Source organism: Streptomyces sp. NBC_01217 (genome assembly GCF_035994185.1).
Lineage (GTDB): Bacteria > Actinomycetota > Actinomycetes > Streptomycetales > Streptomycetaceae > Streptomyces.
The window spans coordinates 7,070,668-7,091,612 of sequence record NZ_CP108538.1 but is presented as its reverse complement, the minus strand read 5'-3'; the positions used below and the strand labels follow the sequence as shown (position 1 = coordinate 7,091,612).

Here is a 20,945-nt window from a genome sequence, read left to right as displayed (position 1 = left end):
CAGCCGCCTCAGCCCAACCGAACGGCGAGGCTAGTCGACGCCTGCCGGCCTTGCGGACCTGAGCCGTTACAGCACATGAGCATGGCCGGGTGCTGCAACCGCGGCCCTATCAGGGCCGCTGATGGACAACCGCCGCAGCGTAACCATCCGGAGCAACGATGTCGGTGAGGGACCAGCCCGGTGGGGGCTGGGGCGGAGTCGGGGCGGTGCCCAAGTAGTCCGCAGCCGTGCCGCGAGACAGGCCGGTGCCGAGGGCCTTGAGGTAGGCCTCCTTGCGGGCCCAGGCGCGGCCGAACGCAGGTGGGCGTTCGGTGGGCCGGAGGGCACCGAGTTCCGCAATCTCGCGGGGATGCAACAGAGGGCCCAGCTTGGCCGTGACCTCCGCGTCGGGAATTTTCTCAATATCCACACCAACCGGGCTGCCGGCGAAGGCAAGGAGCACCAGGCCACGGGTGTGGGAGAGGGAGAAGTGGATCCCGTCGCCCCGCACGCCAGGCCGACCGTGGGGCTCCCCGCAGTCCGGGTTGGGGCAGGGTCGGCGAATGATCCGGACGCGGTCTGGGGACATGCCCAGGTACAGGCCGAGCAGCATGCGCAGACCGACATGTGCGGCCACATAAGCGTCCCGGACGTCGACCGACCATACGACTGGGGAGTCTGACACTCCCGGACGGGCGAGCGGCAACAGCTGCTCGGGGTCGAGTTCGAGGGAGACGCTCGGAGACGGCGCGACGATCATGGATCCACGGTAACGGTGAAGGGGGCGGCAAGGTCTGCTCCGTGAGCAAAGCCACGAAAGGCCGTACGAGCCTTCCCAGTGACGAGAGCTCCGGACAGGACCCAGCTGCGACTCCCCGGCGCCGCCAACTAATATCAGAATTTCTTCACAGCCGCCCGAACCGGACTCAGCCAACAAGCGACAACGAACTATCGCATCCGCAATCAACCAACTGCATGACCAACCCCTCAAGGGCGCAAAAAGCCAAAGGTAGTGCCCAACAGGACATGATTGACACAAGCCTTTCAGGCCCCCGACACGGCCGCAGCAGCTTTCCCGCGACAGTCGGCCTACCAGGAGCGGCAGCCCACGGGCGATCAGCGCCGACCTGCCGTGCTGGCGCCCAGAGCGGGTGCGCCTGCGTACCCCTTGCTCAAACTTCGAGGTCCTCTCGCTTGAGCCAGCCACGCGCGACCGCCTTGGCGCCTGCCTGGAACCTGCTTTGCGCGCCGAGGCGAGACGACAGCTCGGAGGAGACCCTGCGGACGGTACGAACGGAGACGCTCATGCGGCGCGCGGCGACCTCGTCGGTACACCCCTGGGCCAAGAGCTGAAGTATTCGGAGTTCCTGTATCGATAGCCCTTGCTCATCCCTCGACGGCGTGAGCCCAAACGGGACGGACTCGCGCCACACCGAATCAAACAGAGCCATCAGAGCGGTCGCGATCCCTTCACCCGTAAGCAGCAACGCGCCCGCCCCAGAGTTCTCAGTAGCGAAAGGGACTAGCGCCTGACGACGGTCGATGACGAGCATGCGCAGGGGCAGGGTTGGGGTAGTGCGCACTTCACCACCTCGCGCATGGAGCCACTTCGCATACTCGAGCGTGGCCCCATCATTGCGAGCGCTGTCCTGATACACCGTCCGAAGCCGCACACCGCGAGCCATCGCCTCTTCGTCCAGAGGGCGGCTCGCATCCAGGCTGGCTCTGGACTGTGCCCCACCTGGCATGAAGGAACATGCTTCCGACTGGCACGAACCCGCCAGCTGGCCAAGCTTGTCGCGTATCTGGTCGATACTGACAAGACGCTCAACGTTGGGAGCCGCATCGTCCCGGCGGTCCGCCTGAGCCGCCAGCCACGCTTCCACAGCTACCCGGCTCTCCGCCAGCTTCTGCTGTCGGAGGGACACCTCCGCCTGTTCACGGGCGAGCAAGGCATGCAAGGCCACTTCTGGCCTGACGGGCTGCAACGCCTCCGGCTCGTGAACCGATGAGCGAAGCAGCTCCATGCGTGCAAGTTCGTCTAGAGATGACCGAACTGCAGATTCACTCAACCCGAGTTGCACAACCAGATCTTGAATGCGCAGTTCAGGGTCGCCGAGAATCCTCAAGTACACAGCCTGTGCGGTCTCATCCAAACCCAATGACTCAAGCACAAATTACCCCGTTATCTTTTTCGCGGTCCTGCAACGGGGCCGCTGGCCTCCGGGCCCGGTATGACTGTTGCCCCCTGTCGAAGGCATGACCTGGGGGGTGGTGTCGCCGGGTCCGGGGGTGTTCGTCGGAGACGCTGATCAGAGGTCCGGCCACCGTCCGGTCCGGCGCAATGCCGGGCAGTTCGCGGGCGGCAGGTCTGCATAACGTGGATGCGCGAGCACGACACCCGAGCCGAGGCCGGCACCGTCAACACCCCTGGAAGGGTGCGATGTTCGAGATCGAAGACGTGGGCGTGTTCCTCGGCCTGGACGTCGGCAAGTCCGCTCACCACGGCCACGGACTCACCCCGGCCGGCAAGAAGGTCTTCGACAAGCCGCTGCCCAACAGCGAACCGAAGCTGCGGGCCGTGTTCGACAAACTTGCCGCGAAGTTCGGCACCGTCCTGGTCATCGTGGACCAGCCCGCCTCCATCGGTGCCCTCCCGCTGACCGTCGCCCGCGACGCCGGCTGCCGCGTCGCCTACCTGCCCGGCCTGGCCATGCGCCGGATCGCCGACCTCTACCCCGGCGAGGCCAAGACCGACGCCAAGGACGCCGCGGTGATCGCGGACGCGGCCCGCACCATGCCGCACACCCTGCGCTCGCTCGAACTCACCGACGAGATCACCGCCGAGCTCACCGTCCTCGTCGGCTTCGACCAGGACCTCGCCGCAGAGGCCACCCGCACCTCCAACCGGATACGCGGCCTGCTCACCCAGTTCCACCCCTCCCTGGAACGCGTCCTCGGGCCACGTCTGGACCACCAGGCTGTGACCTGGCTGCTGGAGCGCTACGGCTCCCCGTCCGCCCTGCGCAAAGCCGGCCGCCGCAGGCTCGTCGAACTGATCCGGCCCAAGGCCCCACGCATGGCCCAGCGGCTGATCGACGAGGTCTTCGACGCGCTCGACGAGCAAACCGTTGTGGTCCCGGGCGCCGGCACCCTCGACATCGTTATCCCCTCTCTCGCCGCGTCCCTGGCCGCCGTCCACACCCAACGCCGGGCAATGGAAGCCCAGATCAACGCCCTGCTGGAGGCCCACCCTCTTTCCCAGGTCCTGACCTCGATGCCCGGCGTCGGCGTCAGGACCGCCGCCGTCCTGCTGGTCACCGTCGGCGATGGCTCCAGCTTCCCCACCGCCGCCCACCTGGCCTCCTACGCCGGTCTCGCGCCCACGACAAAGCAGTCGGGCACCTCTATCCACGGCGAACACGCCCCCCGAGGCGGAAACCGGCAGCTCAAACGCGCCATGTTCCTCTCTGCCTTCGCCTGTATGAACGCCGACCCCGCCTCCCGCGCCTACTACGACAAGCAACGCGCCCGCGGCAAGACCCACACCCAAGCCCTCCTCCGCCTCGCCCGCCAACGCATCAGCGTCCTGTTCGCCATGCTCCGCGACGGCACCTTCTACGAGACTCGGGCGCCGAAAGACGTTGAGCTCGCCGCGTGACCCCAGCAACACCGAACTACCCCAAACCCACCACGGGCGCCTTGACGAAACACATAGAGGTCCTCTATGTCGAGTGGCACCACGACCGCTTCCCCGCCATGAGTCAGGCCGAGCACGACGAGGTCGCCACAGCCCGATGTCCCGTTGCCGGGAGTCGGCCGAGATTCTCACCGCCGCGCTCGCTCCGGCCGCTGTCCGCGTCGACGAGCGTCTGGCCGCCAAGGACAGCGGTCACCTCGGGGGCCGGCCCAGGGAACTCGCCGCCACCGGCTCCGCACGCCGGGCGGCGAGTCGTCGGAGGACGTCCAGGCCCGCTACGTAGACCTCTGGGACGAGGTCCCCTGCGGGGGACGGCGAACCATCGTCTCGTCGGGCACGGTGGGGGCATCGCCTGCCTGCTGCTGTGGCTCACCGGGAACGGCTTCGACCGGTACCTCCAGCACGTGCCCGGGTCCGCAGGAGTCACGCGCGTGGAGATGGGTGGTCCGGCTCCGCACGTGCAGCTGATGAACGCCTCGCCCGCGGGCCTGCCCTCCTCCTCCACACCCGTACCGCCCGATGAGAGTCGGGACGGTATGGGTGCGGGGATGTCTGTCAGACCTGCGGGGCGCCGCCGAAGCGCTCACGGTAGGACTCCAGGTCCTCCTCCGTGATCTTCGCGAAGAGCACCGGCGGCAGCGTGAACGCGGTGTCGGCCGGGACGGTGTCCAGGGACTTGGCCTGGTCGGCAGTGACCCAGGTCGCGGTGTCGTTCTCCAGAGCGAAGGCCCCGCGCATCGCGGCCGTCGAGGTCGGGATGAACGGCTCGGAGACGACCGCGTACAGGTGGATCAGGTTCATCGCGGTACGGAGCGTCAGCGCGGCGCCCTCAGCATCGGTCTTGATCTCCAGCCAGGGAGCCTTCTCCTCCAGGTAGGAGTTGCCCGCGGACCACAGCGCACGCAGGGCAGCGGCGGCCTTGCGGAACTGAAGGGCCTCCATCTGCTCCTCGTACTCGCCGAGCAGACGCGCGATCTCCTCACCCAGCTTCGCCTCCGCCTCGCCGGCGGCGTGCCCGGCCGGAACCTCGTCGCCGAACCGTTTGCGGGAGAACGACAGCACGCGGTTGACGAAGTTGCCGAGGGTGTCCGCCAGGTCCTTGTTCACCGTGGCGGTGAAGTGCTCCCACGTGAAGGAGGAGTCGTCCGACTCGGGAGCGTTGGCGATCAGGAAGTACCGCCAGTAGTCGCCGGGCAGGATCTCCAGGGCCGCGTCCGTGAAGACGCCGCGCTTCTGGGAGGTGGAGAACTTGCCACCGTAGAACGTCAGCCAGTTGAAGCCCTTGACGACGTCGACCTTCTTCCAGGGCTCACGCACGCCGAGCTCGGTGGCCGGGAACATCACCGTGTGGAAGGGGACGTTGTCCTTCGCCATGAACTGCGTGTAGCGGACAGTGTCGTCAGCCTCGTACCACCACGACTTCCAGTCGCGGGTCTCACTGCCGGAGGCGGCGTCCGCCCACTCCTTCGTCGCGCCGATGTACTCGATCGGGGCGTCGAACCAGACGTAGAAGACCTTGCCCTCGGCCGCGAGTTCCGGCCAGGTGTCGGCCGGGACGGGCACACCCCAGTCCAGGTCGCGGGTGATGGCACGGTCGTTCAGACCCTCGGTCAGCCACTTACGGGCGATGGACGTGGACAGGTGCGGCCACTCCGCGCCGACGGTGGCGATCCACTCCTCAACCTCGGGCTGAAGCTTGGACTGCAGCAGGAAGAGGTGCTTGGTCTCGCGGACCTCCAGGTCCGTGGAACCACTGATCGCCGAGCGCGGGTCGATCAGGTCGGTCGGGTCCAGGACGCGGGTGCAGTTCTCGCACTGGTCACCTCGGGCCTTGTCGTACCCGCAGTGCGGGCAGGTGCCCTCGACGTACCGGTCCGGAAGAAAACGGCCATCGACCGGCGAGTACACCTGACGGATCGCACGCTCCTCGATGAAGCCGTTCTCGTTCAGCTTGCGCGCGAAGTGCTGGGTGATCTCGACATTCTGCTGCGAGGAGCTACGCCCGAAGTAGTCGAAGGCGAGGTCGAAACCGTCGTACACGGCCTTTTGCGCGTCGTGCGCCTGCGCGCAGAACTCGGCGACGGAAAGTCCGGCTTCCTTCGCGGCGAGCTCAGCCGGAGTGCCGTGCTCGTCGGTGGCGCAGATGTAGAGGACATCGTGGCCACGCTGGCGGAGGTACCGGGAGTACACATCCGCCGGAAGCATCGACCCGACCATGTTGCCCAGGTGCTTGATCCCGTTGATGTAGGGAAGCGCGCTGGTTACCAGGTGTCGAGCCATCCTTGGATGCTCCATTTCGTACGTACGGCGCCGATGGCGCTGCCACGGCGTGCCCAGGTCAGGAGGCCGCAGCCGATGCGATCATTCCGATCACACGTCGACGACACTCATGGCGACGGAACGGGACTGCAAGCCATCGTCATCCTATCGAACCGGGGGCGGGACCAGCCCGTGGGTTTTCCCGCCTCTCCTTGCCTCATCCAAAAGCACTCGACCGTCTGAGACAGGCGGCCAAGCGAGTCCCAGACGGCCGAGGCGATCCCCATCTTACGGCCACCACCCGCGGCGGATCTCGCGCCGCGAGTACGTCCTCACCACCCCAGCCCCCATCCCGAACCGCAGCGAGGACCGCATGGTCAGGAACCACGAGCCCCGTCGACTCCGCGTCGTCGTCGTGGGACAGAAATACGTCGAGCTCCCGCTCGCGGTGCGAGCCGCTGAGATAGGGCGCCACACCGTCGGGCTCGACGTCGACGCCGCGCGGATCAAGCGACGCATGCTCGGTGAGTCGCACGTCGAGGACGCGGCAAGGACGCTCGGCCACCAGCTCACCCGCGGAGCGACCGTCGTCCTGGAATCGACCATGTACGCCGGGACGACCGAGGAGGTGTTCCGCCCGATCCTCGAGCGCAGCTCCGGCCTGACCGCCGACCGGGACTTCCACCTCGGGTACAGGCCGGAGCGCATCGACCCCGGGAATCCCACCCGGAGGCTGGAGAACCCCAAGGGGCAGGCAGAGACCTTCGACGCCGGGGCCGGGGTGAAGCGCATGAAGCCGAACGGCTCGGTGGACGCCGCGTTAATGGCCGCCCAGACGTCGAGACCCAGGTCGTGAGCGAAGATCGCCGGCTCTTTACGAGCGCGATGTTCATGTGCCGGAAAGCGTTCTCAAGGAGCTTGGCCAGCTCCGCCCCCTCGGCAGCGTCCGCCGCCGCACCGACATCTGCGAGAAGCAATGATCTGATGCCCCATCAGAACGTATATCAGAAGGGCCGTTCGTGCATCGAATATGCGTCAAGATATCGCTGCACCTCGTACAGCGGCCGAAGCCTGGAAGCCGGGGGCTCGGAACCGGCCTGGCGCATCAAGGTGGTCCCCGAGAGCGATACCCGGATCAATCTCAGGTTGTGCAACTTCACCGACATGGACGGGAACAAACGGCTGTTTAGTCTCCACACCCGGTTTCCGGCCGAGGCCCGGCCGCATCCATCTGAGGGCGGTCACCGAGGAGGGCCGCGTGCGTATCGGCTACATCGGCCGGAAGCATCTGGCGGCGTACGTCCCTCGCAGCTCGCGGTGAGCTGCAACTACGGCAGCCAGCGCGCCGCCTGTTCCCGGGTGATCCGGTCCGCGTCGACCCACCAGTGCCGGGCCTCCCTGTCCCACTGGGCCCTGAGCAGGCGCTTGGCCTCGTCCTTCTGCTCGTACGGGACGTCGAGGTACAGACGGCCGTCCCGTACCAGCCCCGGGTACACCTTGCCTGCCGGCGCCTCGGCTCGCTGGGCAGGTATCTCGGACGCTGGAGCGGTCTCTCTGGCGGGACGCCACGGCCCTCGTGCCGGGCGTTCCATGCGGGTGCGCTCCATCAGCCGCCGTACACGGTCGCAGGAGGCAGGGTCGGTGTAACGCATCATCAGGTCCGTCGGCCCGATGTTCGCGAGCAGGTTCTTCGAGCCGTGCCACAGGACCGAGCCGTCCAGGATGAGGACCTTCTCGTGCATACGATCGCGGAACTCGACCCGGCAGCCGACGGCCTCCAGCTCCCCGACCAGCTCCCTGTGCCGCGCCACGCGGGAGGGCTCCTGCTGCTCCTCCGACGGGCGGGTGAAGACCGTGATCTGGAGCCCCTCAGCCGCCTTCGGGCCGAGCATCCGGGCCCACCGGCGGACGGGAGGTGCGTCCATGAACGCCGAGTACAGCTCGATGCTGCGCTGTGCTCGCTCCACATCCCATGCCACCGCCTCCAAGACCTCGCTGTGCTCGAAGAACGCCGGTCGCGCCAGTTCCTCCTCCGACAGGGTGGCCAGCTGGTCCGCGTCGCGGATTGGGATCAGCTGGTCGGCGGAGATGGTCTGTGCGTGCGCCTCCAGGTGGTCGACCATCGCCAGTGCCTCGCTGTGCGGGGCCAGGTGCCTGCGCAGGAAGGCGACATCTGCCACGACGACCAGGTGGTCCTGGGCCCGGCTGAGGGCGACGTTCAGGAGGCGGCAGGTCTGCGAGGACAGGCCCGTTCCGCTGTAGAAGAAGCCGGGGTCCTTGCCGGCGCCCGCCACCGTGTCGAGGAGCACGACGGGGCGCTGGCTGCCCTGGAACCGGTGGACAGTGTCGACCAGGCCGTCGTAGTCCTCCCCAAAGCGGTGGGCCAGGCTGCTCTTGAGCGCCTTGACCTGCTCCTTGTACGGGGAGATGACGGCGAGACGGTCGGTCGCCCGTTCCCCCTCGGGGACGTCCTGCCACTTCCGTCCGGGCAGGATTCCCTCGTACTGGAGCCCTCGGACCAGTTCGTGGATGACCGCGGCATGGACGGCGTTCGTCATGTGGGGCTTGCGGCCGCCGCCGGGGATCCGGCGGCCGGATGTGTCGATCAGGATCACCGGGGAGTCGATGAGCGGGGCGAACGGCAGGCGGCTGGTGTTTCCGCGCCCGGTCCTGAGCGGTGCGTCCGGATACGCCACCTCGTTGACCACCGCGCAGATCGGCTCCCTCATCCGGTACTGGGTGTCGAGCGCCACCAGGCGAGGGTCCTGGCGTACCCGACCGGAAGGGTCGACCAGTCCGGCGGCGTGGAAGGCGTCCCGAGCGGTCCACTCGCGGGAGTGGGTGCGCTCCTCCTCGCTCGCTGCCCGGTCACCGTCACCTTTGGTCACGGCGGGCAACTGTCGGAAGTCTCCCGCCACGACCACCCGCTTGCGGGCGAGACCGGCGGCGAACCAGGCCGACGGCAGGTTGACCATCCCGGCCTCGTCGATCACCACAACATCGACCTCGTCGAGCAGTTTCCTCGACTGGACGGCCTTGGCCACCGTCGCTCCGAGCACCCGGCAGTGGGAGCGAACCTCGTCCTGGATCTGCTTGCGTTTCCGGCCAAGTTCGTCAAGTTGCTCCTGAAGCGAGGCAGCGGACTCGGCGACGATCTGCCTGGGCGGGACCCCTTCGACGGCGGCACGGGCCGCGGGGAGGGCTCGGCGGGCCTCGGCCGCCTGCTTCTCGCCTGCCGCGCGGCGCCGGGCGGCGCGCGCGACGTCCGCCCTGGCCCGCTTCGCCTCTTCCTCCTCGTGCGCCAGGGCGGACCAGAGGTCGCTCAGTTTCGCGGTTCTGCGCTCCACGAGGAATCCGGTCGGTGGCCCCACCTTCTCCATTTTCCGCCGCAGCTGTACGGCTAGGGTGTCCGCAGCCGCAACAGTCTTCGCCGCCGCGGCGTGGTCACGGTCGGCCTCCGCCATCTCCTCTGTGCCGGCGGCCAGATCCGACTCCAGGCCCCGGATCCGGTCGTGCAAGGCCAGCGCCGCTCTCGCACCCTTGAGCTGGTCGGTCGCCGTGCTGATCTGTCGGTCGATGCTCTCCACCATCAGGGCGGCAATCCGGGCCGGGGCGACCTGGTCTCCGTAGCGGCTGCGCAGCGATGGCAGGACAATGGTCCCTGCCCTCTGGACGATCCCCTCGGCGAAACCCTCCTCGTGCTCCAAAAGGGAGCACATCCGCTCAAGCGCCTGGTCCACCGCGACGTTCGTGGGGGCAAGAAACAGGACCTTGAGACCTTGGCGGAAGCTGCCCTCGACGATGTGACCGACGACGTCCGTCTTCCCGGTGCCGGGCGGCCCCCACAAGAACAGCACCTCACTAGCGAGGGCCTGCGCGACGGCGTCGCGCTGACGTGGGTTCAGCTGGAGCCCCGCCCAGTTCGCCACCCACTGCCCCGGGTTCTCGGCACGGCCGGTGCGCGGGGTACCCCGGCCGACCAGCCAGCCCGCGTGGTCCGCGTCGACGGGACTGTCCTGACCGCCAGCCGTCTCCAGGCGCTCGGCCAGCGCGGCCCAGTTCGCGGAGTCGTCCTTGCGAATCTGGATGTTCGCGGGCGCCGCGCCGAGATCGGCCTTCGTCACGAGCCGTACGGTCCCGTCCGGAGCGCGAGACGCCTCGGCCGGGTCCCACGCCTTACGGGAATGTGACGGCCGGGCGAGGACAGAAGCACCGTCCAGGCTGTCGTGCCAGGTGCGGCACTCGAAGAGATACTCGCGTGTCCCCCCGGATTGTGAGAGAAGCCGCCCCTTGGAAAGAGCGACCTTCGTGGCGCCCTCGGCATCGCTCCGGAGTTCGGCGAGGATCTCGGCGCGCACCGCCGTCAGAAGCTCCTCGACGGGATAAGGCCGCCCCGCCCCGGTCATGTACACCGCTCCCCCAGCATCGCCCCACAGGTCCGAAGACCGTACGTGAGTTTGCAGCTGTCGAACGGTGCACTCGACGGCTATGGCCAGTCACTGACCTGTCGCTGGCCGGAATCATTCGCGATCAGCCATTACCGGTGGCGACTTCGGCAACCCTCGGCCAGGGCGGGCCAGAGGTTGGCCCCGGCTCCACCCGGAGGTGGCGGCTCAGGTACTGCTCGCGCGGTACGGGCACGCAATGGCGATCGTGCTCGCACGGTATGCGCCGCCGGTGCGCACGGTGCTCAATCCGCTCGGGGGCTGCACTGGGGCCCCGGTGCGGGCGTTCACCGTGTGGCAGATCGCCAGCGGTGTTGTGTGGAGCGTCGGCCTGACCCTGGACGGCTACGCGCTGGGCTCCTCGATCCAGAACGTGGTCTCACTGGCCGCCGTCACTCCGGCGACTGGCATACGGAAGGCGACAGCAGGAGCTGATCCGACTGGTCATCGTCCTAACCTCTGAACCGGCTCAAGCTGTACATGACCCGGCTCCGGGCGGGCCATGCTGCCGAGCATGAGCCCCACCAACACTGCCCTCGTGTCTGCCAGCATTGCCGTCATCAGTGCGTGCATCGCCGCGTACACCACCCGCGGCAACAGCGCCCGCGCCGGCTTCGAACTTGCCCGCTCCCTCTTCAGTAACCTCACCTCAGCCGACACCACGAAGTCCCGCGGCGTCCTCGAGCGCTACAGGCGCGGGACCGGGCCCACTGACGAAACCCCAGACATGGTCCTCGACCACTACTTCAACCTGCTCTGGCAATTTGAACAGATCCACGCCGGGCGCCAATCCCTCAACCAGCAACGTCGCATCAACGGCACCCGCCCCGCCGTCCGCTATCTCGACGCCATGACCAGCTGGCACATCAGCGAATGGGCACACCGCTGGCTGGAGATCCGGAGGCGGCTCGAGGCCGACCGAGGTGAGTCCATCGACGACGAGCACTCGCTCGACACCTTCAACCAACTCCTCGCATCCATACGCCCCAAGCACTGGCGACTGCCCAGCCTCGAAGCCGTCGTCAACGCGCAACGCCTCCGGCGCGAAGAACGCGAACAGAGGGAGCGGCGAGAATGGGAAGGACAATCGCGCCGACAGGCGACTACAACACTGCTGCCCAACAGGTCGGGAACGCCATAGCCGCGTCTGGAATCCGCGGAAGCGGTGCGGGCCCTGCTCGCCCTCTTACCGCACCGCAGGAGGCGGGGATCCCGAAGCCACAGGCAGCTGCAGACAGCACCACCGGTCACGAGCACAGGACAGTAATACCGAGGCGTTGCGCCAGCACCGCTCCTCAGATCAACGCAACGCACTCCACGCGGTGTACCCGCCCAAACCCCGAAAGGCAGGTTGAACAAGCTCACAGAAACTACAAAAGGGCTGTTCAGGCGCCCTTCGCTACTGGCTCCAGAACAGCAACACACTCAACATGCGATGTCATCAGAAACGCATGGAGCCGCTGCCAGAGCGTGCGCTGCCGTTCAGTCAAGGCGGACCACCGATGCACGAGCCCCAAGCCCACACCGCAGCCCCGCACGCTGCATAGAGCCGAAAGACTGGCCGCTGGCGGTGGGAGTCTCCTGGGACTTTTCTGGGACTTCCGGCTGCATCAACAGGCATGAGCGTGAAACAGCCGAAAGGACATTCACACAGGTCAACGCCCCGGCGGGGTCCGTCGTGGCAGGTCACAGGGCTGGCTGGCCTCTTCCGCGACATTTGATTCAGCCGCAGGTCAGGATGGTTTTTCTCCCTCCGGGCCTTCTGCGGGCCGTCGTCGGTGTCTCCGCCCTCGCGGAAGACGCTGTCGACGGCCCGCCTCGCTCGTGCTCGATGCGCATGACTCCCTGAGCCGTGGAGCACGCGTAGGGGGTCTCTTACGGATCACTGGTGGAGGTTCGATCTCAGGGCCTGCTGGCGTCGGCAGAACCGCTGCCTGCGACGATGCGCCTGTGAGCTATGACCTTGTTGTGTGGGACGGCGACCGTCCACAAAACGACGACCAAGCGGGCTCGACCTACGACGAGCTCTACGAGCGCTACCTGGAGTCGGACGAGGTGGTCGTGCCTCCGGCGCCGCGCATAGCGGCGTACGTGGAAGCCCTCGTCGCGCGATACCCGGACGATATCGACCGCAGTGTCGTATGGGCGTCGCCGCCGGTCATCGGGGAGGCGTCGGGCCCGATCATGTACCTGCTTATGCGTCACGGCAAGGCAGAGGAGGTGTCCGAGTACGCAGCTTCGCTGGCTCGCGAGCATGGACTCATCTGCTTCGATCCGCAGGGAGAGTGCCTCCGGCCGTGAGCTGCTCTTTCAGTGGACGGACCAGAGGAAGATGGCCGCGATGAGGAGGCCGACGCGGTAGACCGTGGCTGTCTTCTCGTAGCGGGTGGCCAGGCCACGCCATTGCTTGAGGAGATTGATGCAGCGTTCGACGGTGTTGCGCTGCTTGTACGCCTCGCGGTCGAAGCCGGGTGGGCGCCCGCCGCTGCGCCCCTTGCGCTTGCGGTTGGCGATCTGGTCGGCAGGTTGCGGGATCACGGCCCGTACTCGGCGCCGTCGCAAGTGGTCCCGGATGGCTCGTGATGGGTACGCCTTGTCCGCCAACACCATGTAGGACCTGGTCCTGGGTCTGCCAACCCGACCGAGAACCCGGATGGCAGCCATCACTTGATCGAACGCCGGCGCGTCTGCGGCCTGGCCGGGCGTGAGTACGAAGTCCAACGGGCGACAGCGGCTGTCAGCAGCGAGATGGATCTTCGTGGTCAGGCCACCACGAGACCGTCCGATCGCATAGTCTGCGGGTTCGTCAGCCGGAGCCCCTTTTTACGGGCACCGGCGCCGTTCTGGTGCACGCGCACGATCGTGGAATCCACCGCGACGACCCACCCGGGTTCGACGTAATTCGAGGGTCCTGGAGGCTCTTACGGGCTGAAGGTGCAGGTCATCGGGCTGCGGACGGTGCAAACGGCTGACATTGCCTAGAGACACGACTTTCCTGATTCTCCTGCGTTGGCCTGCTACTTCGGCCTATCGTCTGGAGCCGTGTACGTGAGGACGACGAAGCGAGAGAACAAGTCCGGGACGGTCCGGTACCTGCACCTGGCCCACAACGAGTGGGATCCGGTGAAGGGGCGGGCGGTGCCGAAGGTGCTGTTCACCTTCGGCCGCGAGGACGACCTGGACCGCGACGCGATCAGGCGCCTGGTCGCGTCTCTATCGAAGCTGCTGGAACCGGGGGACGCGCTGGCCGCGACGGCGACGTCGGACCTGGAGTTCACCTCCTCGGTGCCGTTCGGCGGCGCCTACGTGCTCGACCAGCTGTGGCGACGGCTGCGGATCGACCAGATCGTGGGCCGGGTCGGACAGCCCAAGCGGGGCCGGCGCCGGGACATGTCCGCCACCGAGCGGGTGCTGTTCGCCCTGGTCGCCAACCGCGCACTGGCCCCGTCCTCGAAGCTCGCAGCGGCGGAGTGGATCACCAACGACGTGCACATCGACGGCCTGGCCGCCACTGGCGAACAGACCTGCTACCGGGCGATGGACTGGCTGCACGAGGTCAAGGACGACCTGGAGAAGCAGGTCTTCGACGAGGTCGCGAACCTGCTCAACCTGGAGGTCGACCTGCTGTTCTTCGACACCACCAGCACCTACTTCGAACTCGAGGAGCCCGACGAGCCCATCGCCCGGGACGAGGCCGGCCGCAAGCTGGAGGCCGACCAGGCCGACGGCGACGCGAAGCAGGCCGGATTCCGGACCTACGGCAAGTCGAAGGACTCCCGCGACGACCTGCCACAGATCGTGATCGGCATGGCGGTCACCAGGGACGGTATCCCGGTCCGCTGCTGGTGCTGGCCCGGCAACGCCTCCGACCAGACCCTGATCCGCCAGGTCAAGGACGACATGAGGGACTGGACCCTCTCCAAGATCGTGTGGGTAGCCGACCGCGGCTTCTCCTCCGCCGAGAACCGCCGCTACCTGCGCAAGGGCGACCACGCCTACATCATCGGCGAGAAGCTCCGCTCCGGAAGCCCGGAGGTGCAAGCCGCCCTGTCCCGACAGGGCCGCTACCAGGACGTCGGCGAGAACATGCGCGTCAAGGAGGTGCGGATATCCGACACCGACCGGTTCATCATCTGCCACAACCCCGAAGCAGCCGAGCGTGACCGGCACATGCGCGAACAACTCGTCGCCCAGCTGGCCGACTTGATCGAGGGATCCGACAAGCTCAGCGACTTCAAGCGCGGCGAACTGCGCGGACGGATCGCCGACAAGCCCGGCCTGAACCGCTACCTGCGCGCCACCCCGGCCGGCAAGCTCCGCGTCGACCAGGCGAAGATCAAGGCGGAGGAGAACCTCGACGGGAAGTACCTCCTGCGCTGCAGCGACCCCCACCTGAGCGCCGAGGACATCGCCCTGGGCTACAAGCAACTGCTCGAAGTCGAGCGCGGCTGGCGCGACATGAAGCAGATCATCGACCTGCGACCCGTCTACCACCGCCTCGAAGAACGCATCCGCGCCCACGTCATCCTGTGCTGGCTCGCCCTCCTGCTGATCCGGATCACCGAGACCACCACCGGCGGCACCTGGCCGCGCATCCGACGCGAGCTCGACCGCCTCCATCTGGGCACCTTCACCGGCCGCACTGGAACGTTCCAGCAGGTCACCGCCCTGACCAAGCCCCAGCGAGACCTGCTCGCGAAGCTGCAGATCCCCGCCCCCAAGCAGGTCATCTCACTTCAGCCCGCACCCCGCTGACCAGCCAGAACACCACCGCCTAGAGACACGCCCTCCAGGCGCACACACGCACGTCCGCCCAGGTCAGACCCCGAATTCGCCCCTCCAGGCCGCCGAATTATGTCGAACGCGGGACCCAGTCCAGGTCGCCTTTGGCATCGGCCTGGGCGAGAAGCTCGGTGAAGACCCGTTCCCATGTGCCATTGATGGCCCAGTTTCTCAGCCGCGTATAAACGCCCTTCCACGAGCCGTACTCGGCCGGGAGGTGCACCCACTGCGACCCGGTCTGGAACTTCCGGGCGATGGCATCGATCATCTGCCGGTGATCACGCCACCGACCGCCTCGTCTCGGCGTCCGATCAGGTAACAACGGCTCTATCCGCGCCCAGTGCGCGTCAGTCAACGGCACGGCCAGACCGACGATCCGATGATGGGAAGGAAACGCCCTAGGCATCCGCGAACCAGGAGCGGCCCTGGGCCCAGTGGGTCACCCAACCCGCGAAACCGGGCGTGCCCGGCATCAGGGAGGTGCCCGGCCGGGTACCGAAGGGCATCGCGCCGTTCTCGTCGATCAGCCAGACGTGACCGCGCTGCGGGCCGGTGACGATCAGGTGCCAGTACATGCCGCAGCCGTCGGTGCCCAGCAGCAGTGAGCCGTGGTCGAACGCGGAGTCCATTCGCTCTTCGAACTCCTGTTCAGACAGTGCCGCCTCGTCGCCCTCCGCGTCCCACAGCCATGCCGCCGTGAGCGGAAAAGGCTCGGCAAGCAGGCGCTCGGGGCGGTCCGAGCCCCAGTCCGAGGGCGTTTACGCAAGGGGCAGCAGACCGTAGTGGGGCGGCCCCGCGCGCAGTCCGTCGCAGATCTCCGCCACGAATGTGCGGTACGGCTCCGGGAGCACGATGCCGTGCTCCGCCTCGAAGGACCGCACCGCCTCCAAGCCGACTGGCGGCACCGCTTCGGGACGAGACGCAAAGATCTCGCGGAGGGCGGCCAACTCGGCTGGGTCGCAGGCTTCCGTGTTCATGCCGGTCATCATGCAAGATCCGAAAGAGACGGCCTAGGCGACCAGGACAAGCCTGATGTCTTCGGAGAGCAGGGTGAGGTCAGGGTGGGTTCCGGCTCGTCGAGATCATCGAGGCCCCGGTCGAATGCCTGCTGCATGGGCTCCGCGCCATGCCCGCGAATCAGCTCTGCACGAAAGCCAGTGGCGCGGCGCAGCCGCGCGGCCGTGACGGGGACTTCCTTCTTCGCCTAGAAGTACGGATGGATCACGTGGTCGCCGAGGACCATGAGCGTTCGCCCTTGCAGGCGGATCGTTACGGCGTCGGGAAGCAAGGAGAGGCTGGCCGCCAACGCACAAGCGCGAGAGCAGGCGTCTACGTCCGGCGGCGTGATGGTGCACGTCGTCGCCTACTACGGATTCACCGCCAGCGGGTCCTCCGACGACAGCCGCGAGCGCCACGTCACCACCCGCAATGACTGCGGTATCCGCTGCCACGGCCTGGTAGCGGATTTCACGCACATCCAGTCAATAGAATCCGAGTTCTTAGAGGATGTCTCACGTGGTGATGGTGTGAGCTGCGGCATGATGTCTCTTCGTGAGTGCCGATCTTTCGCAGCGGCTGGTTCCTGACGGTCTGTGGGAACTCGTCGCCCCGTTGTTGCCGTCGTTCAGCTCCCGTCCGCAGGGCGGTGGGACTGCGCCGCTGAACGAGCGGGCCGTGTTCACGGCGGTGGTGTACGTGCTGACCAGCGGGTGCGCCTGGCGGCACCTGCCGGAGACGTTCGGGGTATCGCCCGCGACGGCGCACCGCCGGTTCACCGCGTGGACCGAGGCCGGGTTGTGGCGCCGATTGCACCGGGCGGTGCTGGATGAACTCGGCGCCAGGGGTGAGCTCGACTGGACCTCCGCGATCGTCGATGCGGCGTCGGTGCGGGCGAAAAGGGGGGCTCGCTGACCGGGCCGAATCCGGTCGATCGCGGCAAGAAGGGCAGCAAACTGCACGTGCTGTCCGAGGCCCAGGGCCTGCCGCTGGCCGTGGCGGTCTCGGGTGCGAACCTGCACGACAGCCAGGCGTTCAAGCCGCTGATCCTCGGCATACCCGCCGTCCGCTCCCGGCGCGGGCCCCGTCGGAGACGGCCCGTGAAGATCCGCGCGGACAAGGCGTACTACTCCGCGGAACACCTGCGCTGGCTCCGCGCCCGGAACCTCGTCCCACGCATCGCCCGTCCCGGCATCGAGTCCGGCGAGCGCCTCGGCCGACACCGGTGGAAGATCGAGCGGTCGATCTCCTGGCTCTTCGGCTACCGCCGCCTCACCGTCCGGTATGAGCGAAAGGGCAGCCACTTCCTCGCCTTCCTCGGCCTCGCCGCAGCCCTGACCTGCTACAAGAGACTCGCCAAGATCACCACGTGAGACATCCTCTTAAGCGGCGGAATTCTGAACCTACTCCGAGTGTCGGACAAAATCCTGCGAAGCATCGACACCACAGACCCGCAACAGATTGACCACGATGCGATCCAGGTCTTCCCCGACTTTCGTGACCTCCGGAATGCCGAGACTGCCGAACTCGTCGCTCGGCCGATGCATGCTGAACACCGCATTGCCGTCGCCGTCGCTGTAGATCAGCATCCGCAGAGGCGCATAGAGGAGCGCCCTCGGATCATGGCCATACATGGTCTCGGCGATGACGTGATTGCCGGTCAGGTACTCCATCGACCTGGTGGTGTGTCCTGCGATACTGAACAGTGAGGTGCCGTTGATTCGGGCGTAGCGGACCAGGTCATTGGGTGCGTTCGCGGCCATCGCGACGCGAACGTCGTCCCAACTGCCCCCGGTTTCGGCGATGACTTCCATCGATCTCGCATTGAACGCGGGCGCCGCTTTCTCGAATGCGTTCACGAAGTCGTCGTAGGCAATTCCCGTAGAAACGTCTACCCGGGTCACGGTGTGGCTGTGTTGACTGGCCATGCGATAGCTCCCTGATTCTGGGATCAATGCTTCAAGGCGGCCCGACGTAACCGGCTGGCAGATCCTGCGGGAATGACACGGGGCTGCCCGGCTACCGTGATCTCCCCCCCCTGACCGTAAGTGACGATATGACCGGCTGACCGCCGGAGCAAATCGAGCGGAACGGCATGCAGCGCCTTCCGCGCCATCCGCGGCCGCCTACGACGGCGCGGCATCAACGCGGTAATTCCCCAGCTGTCCGACCAGATCAGACACCGCCTGCGGCGGGGCCGCAAAGGCGGGCGCCCACTCGGCTTCGACACCGAGGCGCACGAGCAGCACTGTCCAACACTGCATCAACCGCCTCAAGCAGTGGCGCGGCCTGGCCACACGGTGCGACAAACTCGCCATCGCCTACCGAGCCGCACTCCACCGAGCGGCCATCCTCATCCGGGCACTACGCTGACAGAAGAGGTAGGAACCTGCTACGCCGAGCTTTTCCCGCGTGGAGATCCTCTTCGTCTTCCACCAGTTCCCAAGCCACCGATCAGCGGAATCGACAGCCCTGTTCGGCTCACTGATACAGATGCGCAAGCAGGCGGTCCAGCGGCCGTGGTACTTGGGTCAGGTCCAGGTCATCGGTGAGCGATCGTGCGTACTGGCTCTTCCGGCCGCTGATGGTACCCATGAAGCGCCGCAGCTGCTGCTCGACTTTCCTCTCCCGCTGGGCGGGCTGTTTCTGGAAGATACGGAATGCCCGCAGGTCGCCCTGGGCGTCGATGACCTGTTGCACGGAGGCCGCGCCTAGTGTCTCGTGATTCCGTCAGCGTTACTTGATCTTGTGTGACAGGGTCTCTTGGTGTGGAGATCTCCGTGGAACAGGCCGCCGAGTTGCGGGAGTTGGTGAACAGTCGGGACGTTCCTGCGGACATCGCTACGCGCGGCCGGATCGTGCTGTGGTCGAGTGAGGGGCGTCGGCGCAAGGACATTGCGGAGCTGCTCGGGGTGTCGCTGCCGACCGTGGACCGCTGGAAGATCCGCTATGCCGAGCAGGGCCTGGCCGGGCTGGAAGGGAGCGTCCCGGTGGCGCGCGGGAACAGGTGCCGGCGCGGGTGCGGTCCCGAGTGATCGCGCTGACGCGCATGACGCCGCCGGACGGCACAGGGCTTTCGCACTGGTCCACACGGGAGTTGGCGAAGTACCTGGAGCGAACCGAGAACATCACCGTGTCCTGGCACTACATCGCGCGCGTCTGGCGCGAGGAAAGCCTGAAGCCGCACCGGTCCGGCACCTTCAAGATTTCCAAAGATCCCGCGTTCGCGGAGAAGGTGGCCGACGTGATCGGCCTGTATCTGGCCCCGCCGGGCGCCGCGGTGGTCCTCTCGATCGACGAGAAGACGCAGATCCAGGCGCTGGACCGGACCCAGCCGGTGCTGCCGGTCGCCTTCGCGGCGAGCGAGCAGCGCACCGCCGACTACGTCCGGCACGGCACCACGAACCTGTTCGCCGCCCTGAACGTCACCACTGGTGAAGTGCTCGGCGAGTGCAGGCCGACCCGGAACGGCAAGGATTTCCTGGCCTTCTTGAAGAAGGCGGTGAAACCGCACGCCGGGAAGGACATCCATGTCGTCCTGGACAACCTCTCGACGCACACCACACCCGAGGTCAAGGAGTGGCTGGTCAAGAACCCGCACATCCACTTCCATTTCACTCCCGTCGGCTCCTCGTGGCTGAACCAGATCGAGATCTGGTTCGGAATCCTGACCCGGCAGTCCATCCGCCGCGGCACGTTCTCCAGCGTCAACGTCCTGATCAAACAGATCCGCGACTACATCAACTCCTGGAACACGACAGCGAAACCGTTCACTTGGACCGCGACCGCCGGCGAGGTCCTCGCGAAGGTCCGACTCGTCGCGACCAACGTGAAGAAACTCGTCAATAACAACTCGAACTGACATGAACAGGATCACGAGACACTAGGGAGCGGATCAGCTCCTCTTCCAGGTCGGCGACGCACACGTAGAAGCCGAGCGGCTCCATGTCGGCGCGAGCAAGGTCGCGGCCGAGACCTGCCCGCTCCAGGGCCCGCGCAAAGTGGCGTTCCTCGCCGGCGTCACACAGTCCCGCCAGTGCGACGTCGAGCCCCTGAGGACCCAGCAGACTCATGAATCTGCCGATGTTGGTCGCACCTCCGAGCGGGATGACGGCGATGCCCTGCGCACCGAGGGCGCGGCCGTGACGCGCAGCCAGCACTTCGAGCGCCACCTGGTCGCTGGTCCCCTCCACGAGTACGGCTGTGCGCAAAGCGGTGCCGCCAGCCAGTTCGTGTGCGGCCGCGGCGGCTGCCGGCGCCCCCGCACCGCCGGCCGCCCACTCCGTGACCGCCAGCCGGAACCGCTCTATCGCATCCATGGGCCCCAGTCTCTCAGCCGCTGCTGGGCAGGTCGCAACGAACGCCTCGCGCGCAGCACCTCGCCGGTCGGCCGCAACGTCCACCTCGCGGTCGAGCAGGAGCAAAAGCCCAGCGCGGATTCCGTGGCCACGAGCCGAGGTTGAGACGAGCAAGCGGCTGATCACAGTTCCGTGGGGCCGGGCACCCGGCTGTCAGCGCCGGGAGCCTCCTGCTGCCAGTGGGCCGAGACGATCCGGCCGAGCTTCGGCAGGCGCTCGGCCAGCGGCGCGGTGTCGGTGCGGATCCCGGGGGTCTTGGATGCCTCGGCCTTCGCGTCGGCGACGGGGCTTACGGCGCAGCCGGTGAGCGCAGTTGCCGTCAGCAGGAGCACGCTTGCCAATAGAGCGGATCTTTTGTGCTCCGCCACTGCTTTCCCCCGTCTCGCTCAGGATCTGCCATTCCATCGCTCGCCCGTGCGGGCGTAA

General features: G+C 66.9%; 18 protein-coding genes and 4 pseudogenes. 11 read left to right on the top strand and 11 right to left on the bottom strand.

What is annotated here, in order from left to right; all coding sequences use genetic code 11:
* Window positions 1–109 precede the first annotated feature (109 nt).
* Window positions 110–739 carry a 4'-phosphopantetheinyl transferase family protein gene (locus tag OG507_RS31560; RefSeq protein ID WP_327370508.1) on the bottom strand — a complete coding sequence of 210 codons (630 nt, stop codon included), beginning with the start codon at window positions 737–739 and terminating at the stop codon, window positions 110–112.
* A 412-nt stretch (window positions 740–1,151) separates the two neighbouring features.
* Window positions 1,152–2,108 (bottom strand): helix-turn-helix transcriptional regulator, encoded by a 957-nt coding sequence (locus OG507_RS31555; RefSeq protein ID WP_327370507.1) that lies wholly within the window; start codon window positions 2,106–2,108, stop codon window positions 1,152–1,154.
* 314 nt (window positions 2,109–2,422) lie between these two features.
* Between OG507_RS31555 and OG507_RS31550 the strand changes: the two genes are divergently transcribed.
* Together OG507_RS31550 and OG507_RS31545 are read left to right on the top strand one after the other, a co-directional pair.
* Window positions 2,423–3,640 (top strand): IS110 family transposase, encoded by a 1,218-nt coding sequence (locus tag OG507_RS31550; protein WP_327367044.1) that lies wholly within the window; start codon window positions 2,423–2,425, stop codon window positions 3,638–3,640.
* 136 nt (window positions 3,641–3,776) lie between these two features.
* The gene (locus tag OG507_RS31545) at window positions 3,777–3,962 is read left to right on the top strand and encodes a hypothetical protein (protein ID WP_327370506.1); all 186 of its coding nucleotides are present in this window, start codon (window positions 3,777–3,779) and stop codon (window positions 3,960–3,962) included.
* A 272-nt stretch (window positions 3,963–4,234) separates the two neighbouring features.
* Here the strand turns inward: OG507_RS31545 and metG are convergent, their stop codons facing one another.
* On the bottom strand, window positions 4,235–5,959 hold the full coding sequence (metG, locus tag OG507_RS31540) for a methionine--tRNA ligase (protein ID WP_327370505.1): 1,725 nt from the start codon (window positions 5,957–5,959) through the stop codon (window positions 4,235–4,237).
* 352 nt (window positions 5,960–6,311) lie between these two features.
* Between metG and OG507_RS31535 the strand changes: the two genes are divergently transcribed.
* Window positions 6,312–6,794, top strand: a complete 483-nt coding sequence (locus OG507_RS31535) for a hypothetical protein (RefSeq protein ID WP_442811048.1) — start codon at window positions 6,312–6,314, stop codon at window positions 6,792–6,794.
* Window positions 6,795–7,266: 472 nt separating this feature from the next.
* Here the strand turns inward: OG507_RS31535 and OG507_RS31525 are convergent, their stop codons facing one another.
* Window positions 7,267–10,344 carry an AAA domain-containing protein gene (locus OG507_RS31525; protein ID WP_327370504.1) on the bottom strand — a complete coding sequence of 1,026 codons (3,078 nt, stop codon included), beginning with the start codon at window positions 10,342–10,344 and terminating at the stop codon, window positions 7,267–7,269.
* 238 nt (window positions 10,345–10,582) lie between these two features.
* On the opposite strand from OG507_RS31525, the gene OG507_RS31520 reads away from it, so the two are divergent.
* The 3 genes from OG507_RS31520 (at window position 10,583) to OG507_RS31510 (ending at window position 12,684) form a co-directional block, all read left to right on the top strand.
* Window positions 10,583–10,846 carry a DedA family protein gene (locus OG507_RS31520; protein ID WP_442811047.1) on the top strand — a complete coding sequence of 88 codons (264 nt, stop codon included), beginning with the start codon at window positions 10,583–10,585 and terminating at the stop codon, window positions 10,844–10,846.
* A gap of 51 nt (window positions 10,847–10,897) precedes the next feature.
* Entirely contained in the window at window positions 10,898–11,524 is a 627-nt protein-coding gene (locus OG507_RS31515) for a hypothetical protein (protein WP_327370503.1), read from the top strand.
* 809 nt (window positions 11,525–12,333) lie between these two features.
* Window positions 12,334–12,684 carry a hypothetical protein gene (locus tag OG507_RS31510; RefSeq protein ID WP_327370502.1) on the top strand — a complete coding sequence of 117 codons (351 nt, stop codon included), beginning with the start codon at window positions 12,334–12,336 and terminating at the stop codon, window positions 12,682–12,684.
* A gap of 9 nt (window positions 12,685–12,693) precedes the next feature.
* Here OG507_RS31510 and OG507_RS31505 read toward each other — a convergent pair.
* A pseudogene (locus tag OG507_RS31505) lies at window positions 12,694–13,170 on the bottom strand (IS5 family transposase); the annotation flags it as partial.
* A gap of 255 nt (window positions 13,171–13,425) precedes the next feature.
* Between OG507_RS31505 and OG507_RS31500 the strand changes: the two are divergent.
* On the top strand, window positions 13,426–15,138 hold the full coding sequence (locus OG507_RS31500) for an IS1634 family transposase (protein WP_442811046.1): 1,713 nt from the start codon (window positions 13,426–13,428) through the stop codon (window positions 15,136–15,138).
* A 97-nt stretch (window positions 15,139–15,235) separates the two neighbouring features.
* Here OG507_RS31500 and OG507_RS31495 read toward each other — a convergent pair whose 3' ends face one another.
* Both OG507_RS31495 and OG507_RS31490 read right to left on the bottom strand, forming a co-directional pair.
* Window positions 15,236–15,571: a transposase gene (locus OG507_RS31495; protein WP_327370500.1), complete on the bottom strand. Its 336-nt coding sequence runs from the start codon at window positions 15,569–15,571 to the stop codon at window positions 15,236–15,238.
* Window positions 15,564–16,154 (bottom strand): annotated as a pseudogene (locus tag OG507_RS31490) (SMI1/KNR4 family protein). Before OG507_RS31490 ends, OG507_RS31495 begins: the two are co-directional and overlap by 8 nt.
* Window positions 16,155–16,716: 562 nt before the next feature.
* On the opposite strand from OG507_RS31490, the gene OG507_RS31485 reads away from it, so the two are divergent.
* A protein-coding gene (locus OG507_RS31485) for an IS5 family transposase (protein ID WP_327369860.1) occupies window positions 16,717–17,534 on the top strand; the annotation gives its coding sequence in 2 pieces (ribosomal slippage) (window positions 16,717–17,064 and window positions 17,067–17,534; 816 coding nt in all).
* 30 nt (window positions 17,535–17,564) lie between these two features.
* On the opposite strand, the gene OG507_RS31480 is transcribed toward OG507_RS31485, so the two are convergent.
* A complete protein-coding gene (locus tag OG507_RS31480; RefSeq protein ID WP_327370499.1) occupies window positions 17,565–18,089 on the bottom strand; it encodes a DUF302 domain-containing protein in 525 nt (174 codons plus the stop codon).
* Window positions 18,090–18,269: 180 nt separating this feature from the next.
* Here OG507_RS31480 and OG507_RS31475 point away from each other — a divergent pair.
* A pseudogene (locus OG507_RS31475) lies at window positions 18,270–18,534 on the top strand (IS5/IS1182 family transposase); the annotation flags it as partial.
* Window positions 18,535–18,642: 108 nt separating this feature from the next.
* Here the strand turns inward: OG507_RS31475 and OG507_RS31470 are convergent.
* Window positions 18,643–18,876: pseudogene (locus OG507_RS31470) on the bottom strand (ATP-dependent endonuclease); the annotation flags it as partial.
* A gap of 35 nt (window positions 18,877–18,911) precedes the next feature.
* Between OG507_RS31470 and OG507_RS31465 the strand changes: the two are divergent.
* Window positions 18,912–19,196 (top strand): helix-turn-helix domain-containing protein, encoded by a 285-nt coding sequence (locus OG507_RS31465; protein WP_327370498.1) that lies wholly within the window; start codon window positions 18,912–18,914, stop codon window positions 19,194–19,196.
* A complete protein-coding gene (locus OG507_RS31460; protein WP_327370497.1) occupies window positions 19,169–20,023 on the top strand; it encodes an IS630 family transposase in 855 nt (284 codons plus the stop codon). Before OG507_RS31465 ends, OG507_RS31460 begins: the two co-directional genes overlap by 28 nt.
* Here the strand turns inward: OG507_RS31460 and OG507_RS31455 are convergent.
* Together OG507_RS31455 and OG507_RS31450 are read right to left on the bottom strand one after the other, a co-directional pair.
* Window positions 20,004–20,480 carry an ATP-dependent endonuclease gene (locus tag OG507_RS31455; RefSeq protein ID WP_327370496.1) on the bottom strand — a complete coding sequence of 159 codons (477 nt, stop codon included), beginning with the start codon at window positions 20,478–20,480 and terminating at the stop codon, window positions 20,004–20,006. The two genes, OG507_RS31460 and OG507_RS31455, sit on opposite strands and share 20 nt — an antisense overlap.
* Window positions 20,481–20,641: 161 nt before the next feature.
* Entirely contained in the window at window positions 20,642–20,851 is a 210-nt protein-coding gene (locus OG507_RS31450; protein WP_327370495.1) for a hypothetical protein, read from the bottom strand.
* Between the last annotated feature and the right edge of the window lie 94 nt (window positions 20,852–20,945).

Coding starts and splice junctions, on each gene's coding strand:
- OG507_RS31560 (WP_327370508.1), bottom strand. CDS start 739: ATGATCGTCGCGCCGTCTCCGAGCGTCTCCCTCGAACTCGACCCCGAG.
- OG507_RS31550 (WP_327367044.1), top strand. CDS start 2,423: ATGTTCGAGATCGAAGACGTGGGCGTGTTCCTCGGCCTGGACGTCGGC.
- OG507_RS31545 (WP_327370506.1), top strand. CDS start 3,777: ATGTCCCGTTGCCGGGAGTCGGCCGAGATTCTCACCGCCGCGCTCGCT.
- metG (WP_327370505.1), bottom strand. CDS start 5,959: ATGGCTCGACACCTGGTAACCAGCGCGCTTCCCTACATCAACGGGATC.
- OG507_RS31535 (WP_442811048.1), top strand. CDS start 6,312: ATGGTCAGGAACCACGAGCCCCGTCGACTCCGCGTCGTCGTCGTGGGA.
- OG507_RS31525 (WP_327370504.1), bottom strand. CDS start 10,344: ATGACCGGGGCGGGGCGGCCTTATCCCGTCGAGGAGCTTCTGACGGCG.
- OG507_RS31520 (WP_442811047.1), top strand. CDS start 10,583: ATGGCGATCGTGCTCGCACGGTATGCGCCGCCGGTGCGCACGGTGCTC.
- OG507_RS31515 (WP_327370503.1), top strand. CDS start 10,898: ATGAGCCCCACCAACACTGCCCTCGTGTCTGCCAGCATTGCCGTCATC.
- OG507_RS31495 (WP_327370500.1), bottom strand. CDS start 15,571: ATGCCTAGGGCGTTTCCTTCCCATCATCGGATCGTCGGTCTGGCCGTG.
- OG507_RS31480 (WP_327370499.1), bottom strand. CDS start 18,089: ATGGCCAGTCAACACAGCCACACCGTGACCCGGGTAGACGTTTCTACG.
- OG507_RS31455 (WP_327370496.1), bottom strand. CDS start 20,480: ATGGATGCGATAGAGCGGTTCCGGCTGGCGGTCACGGAGTGGGCGGCC.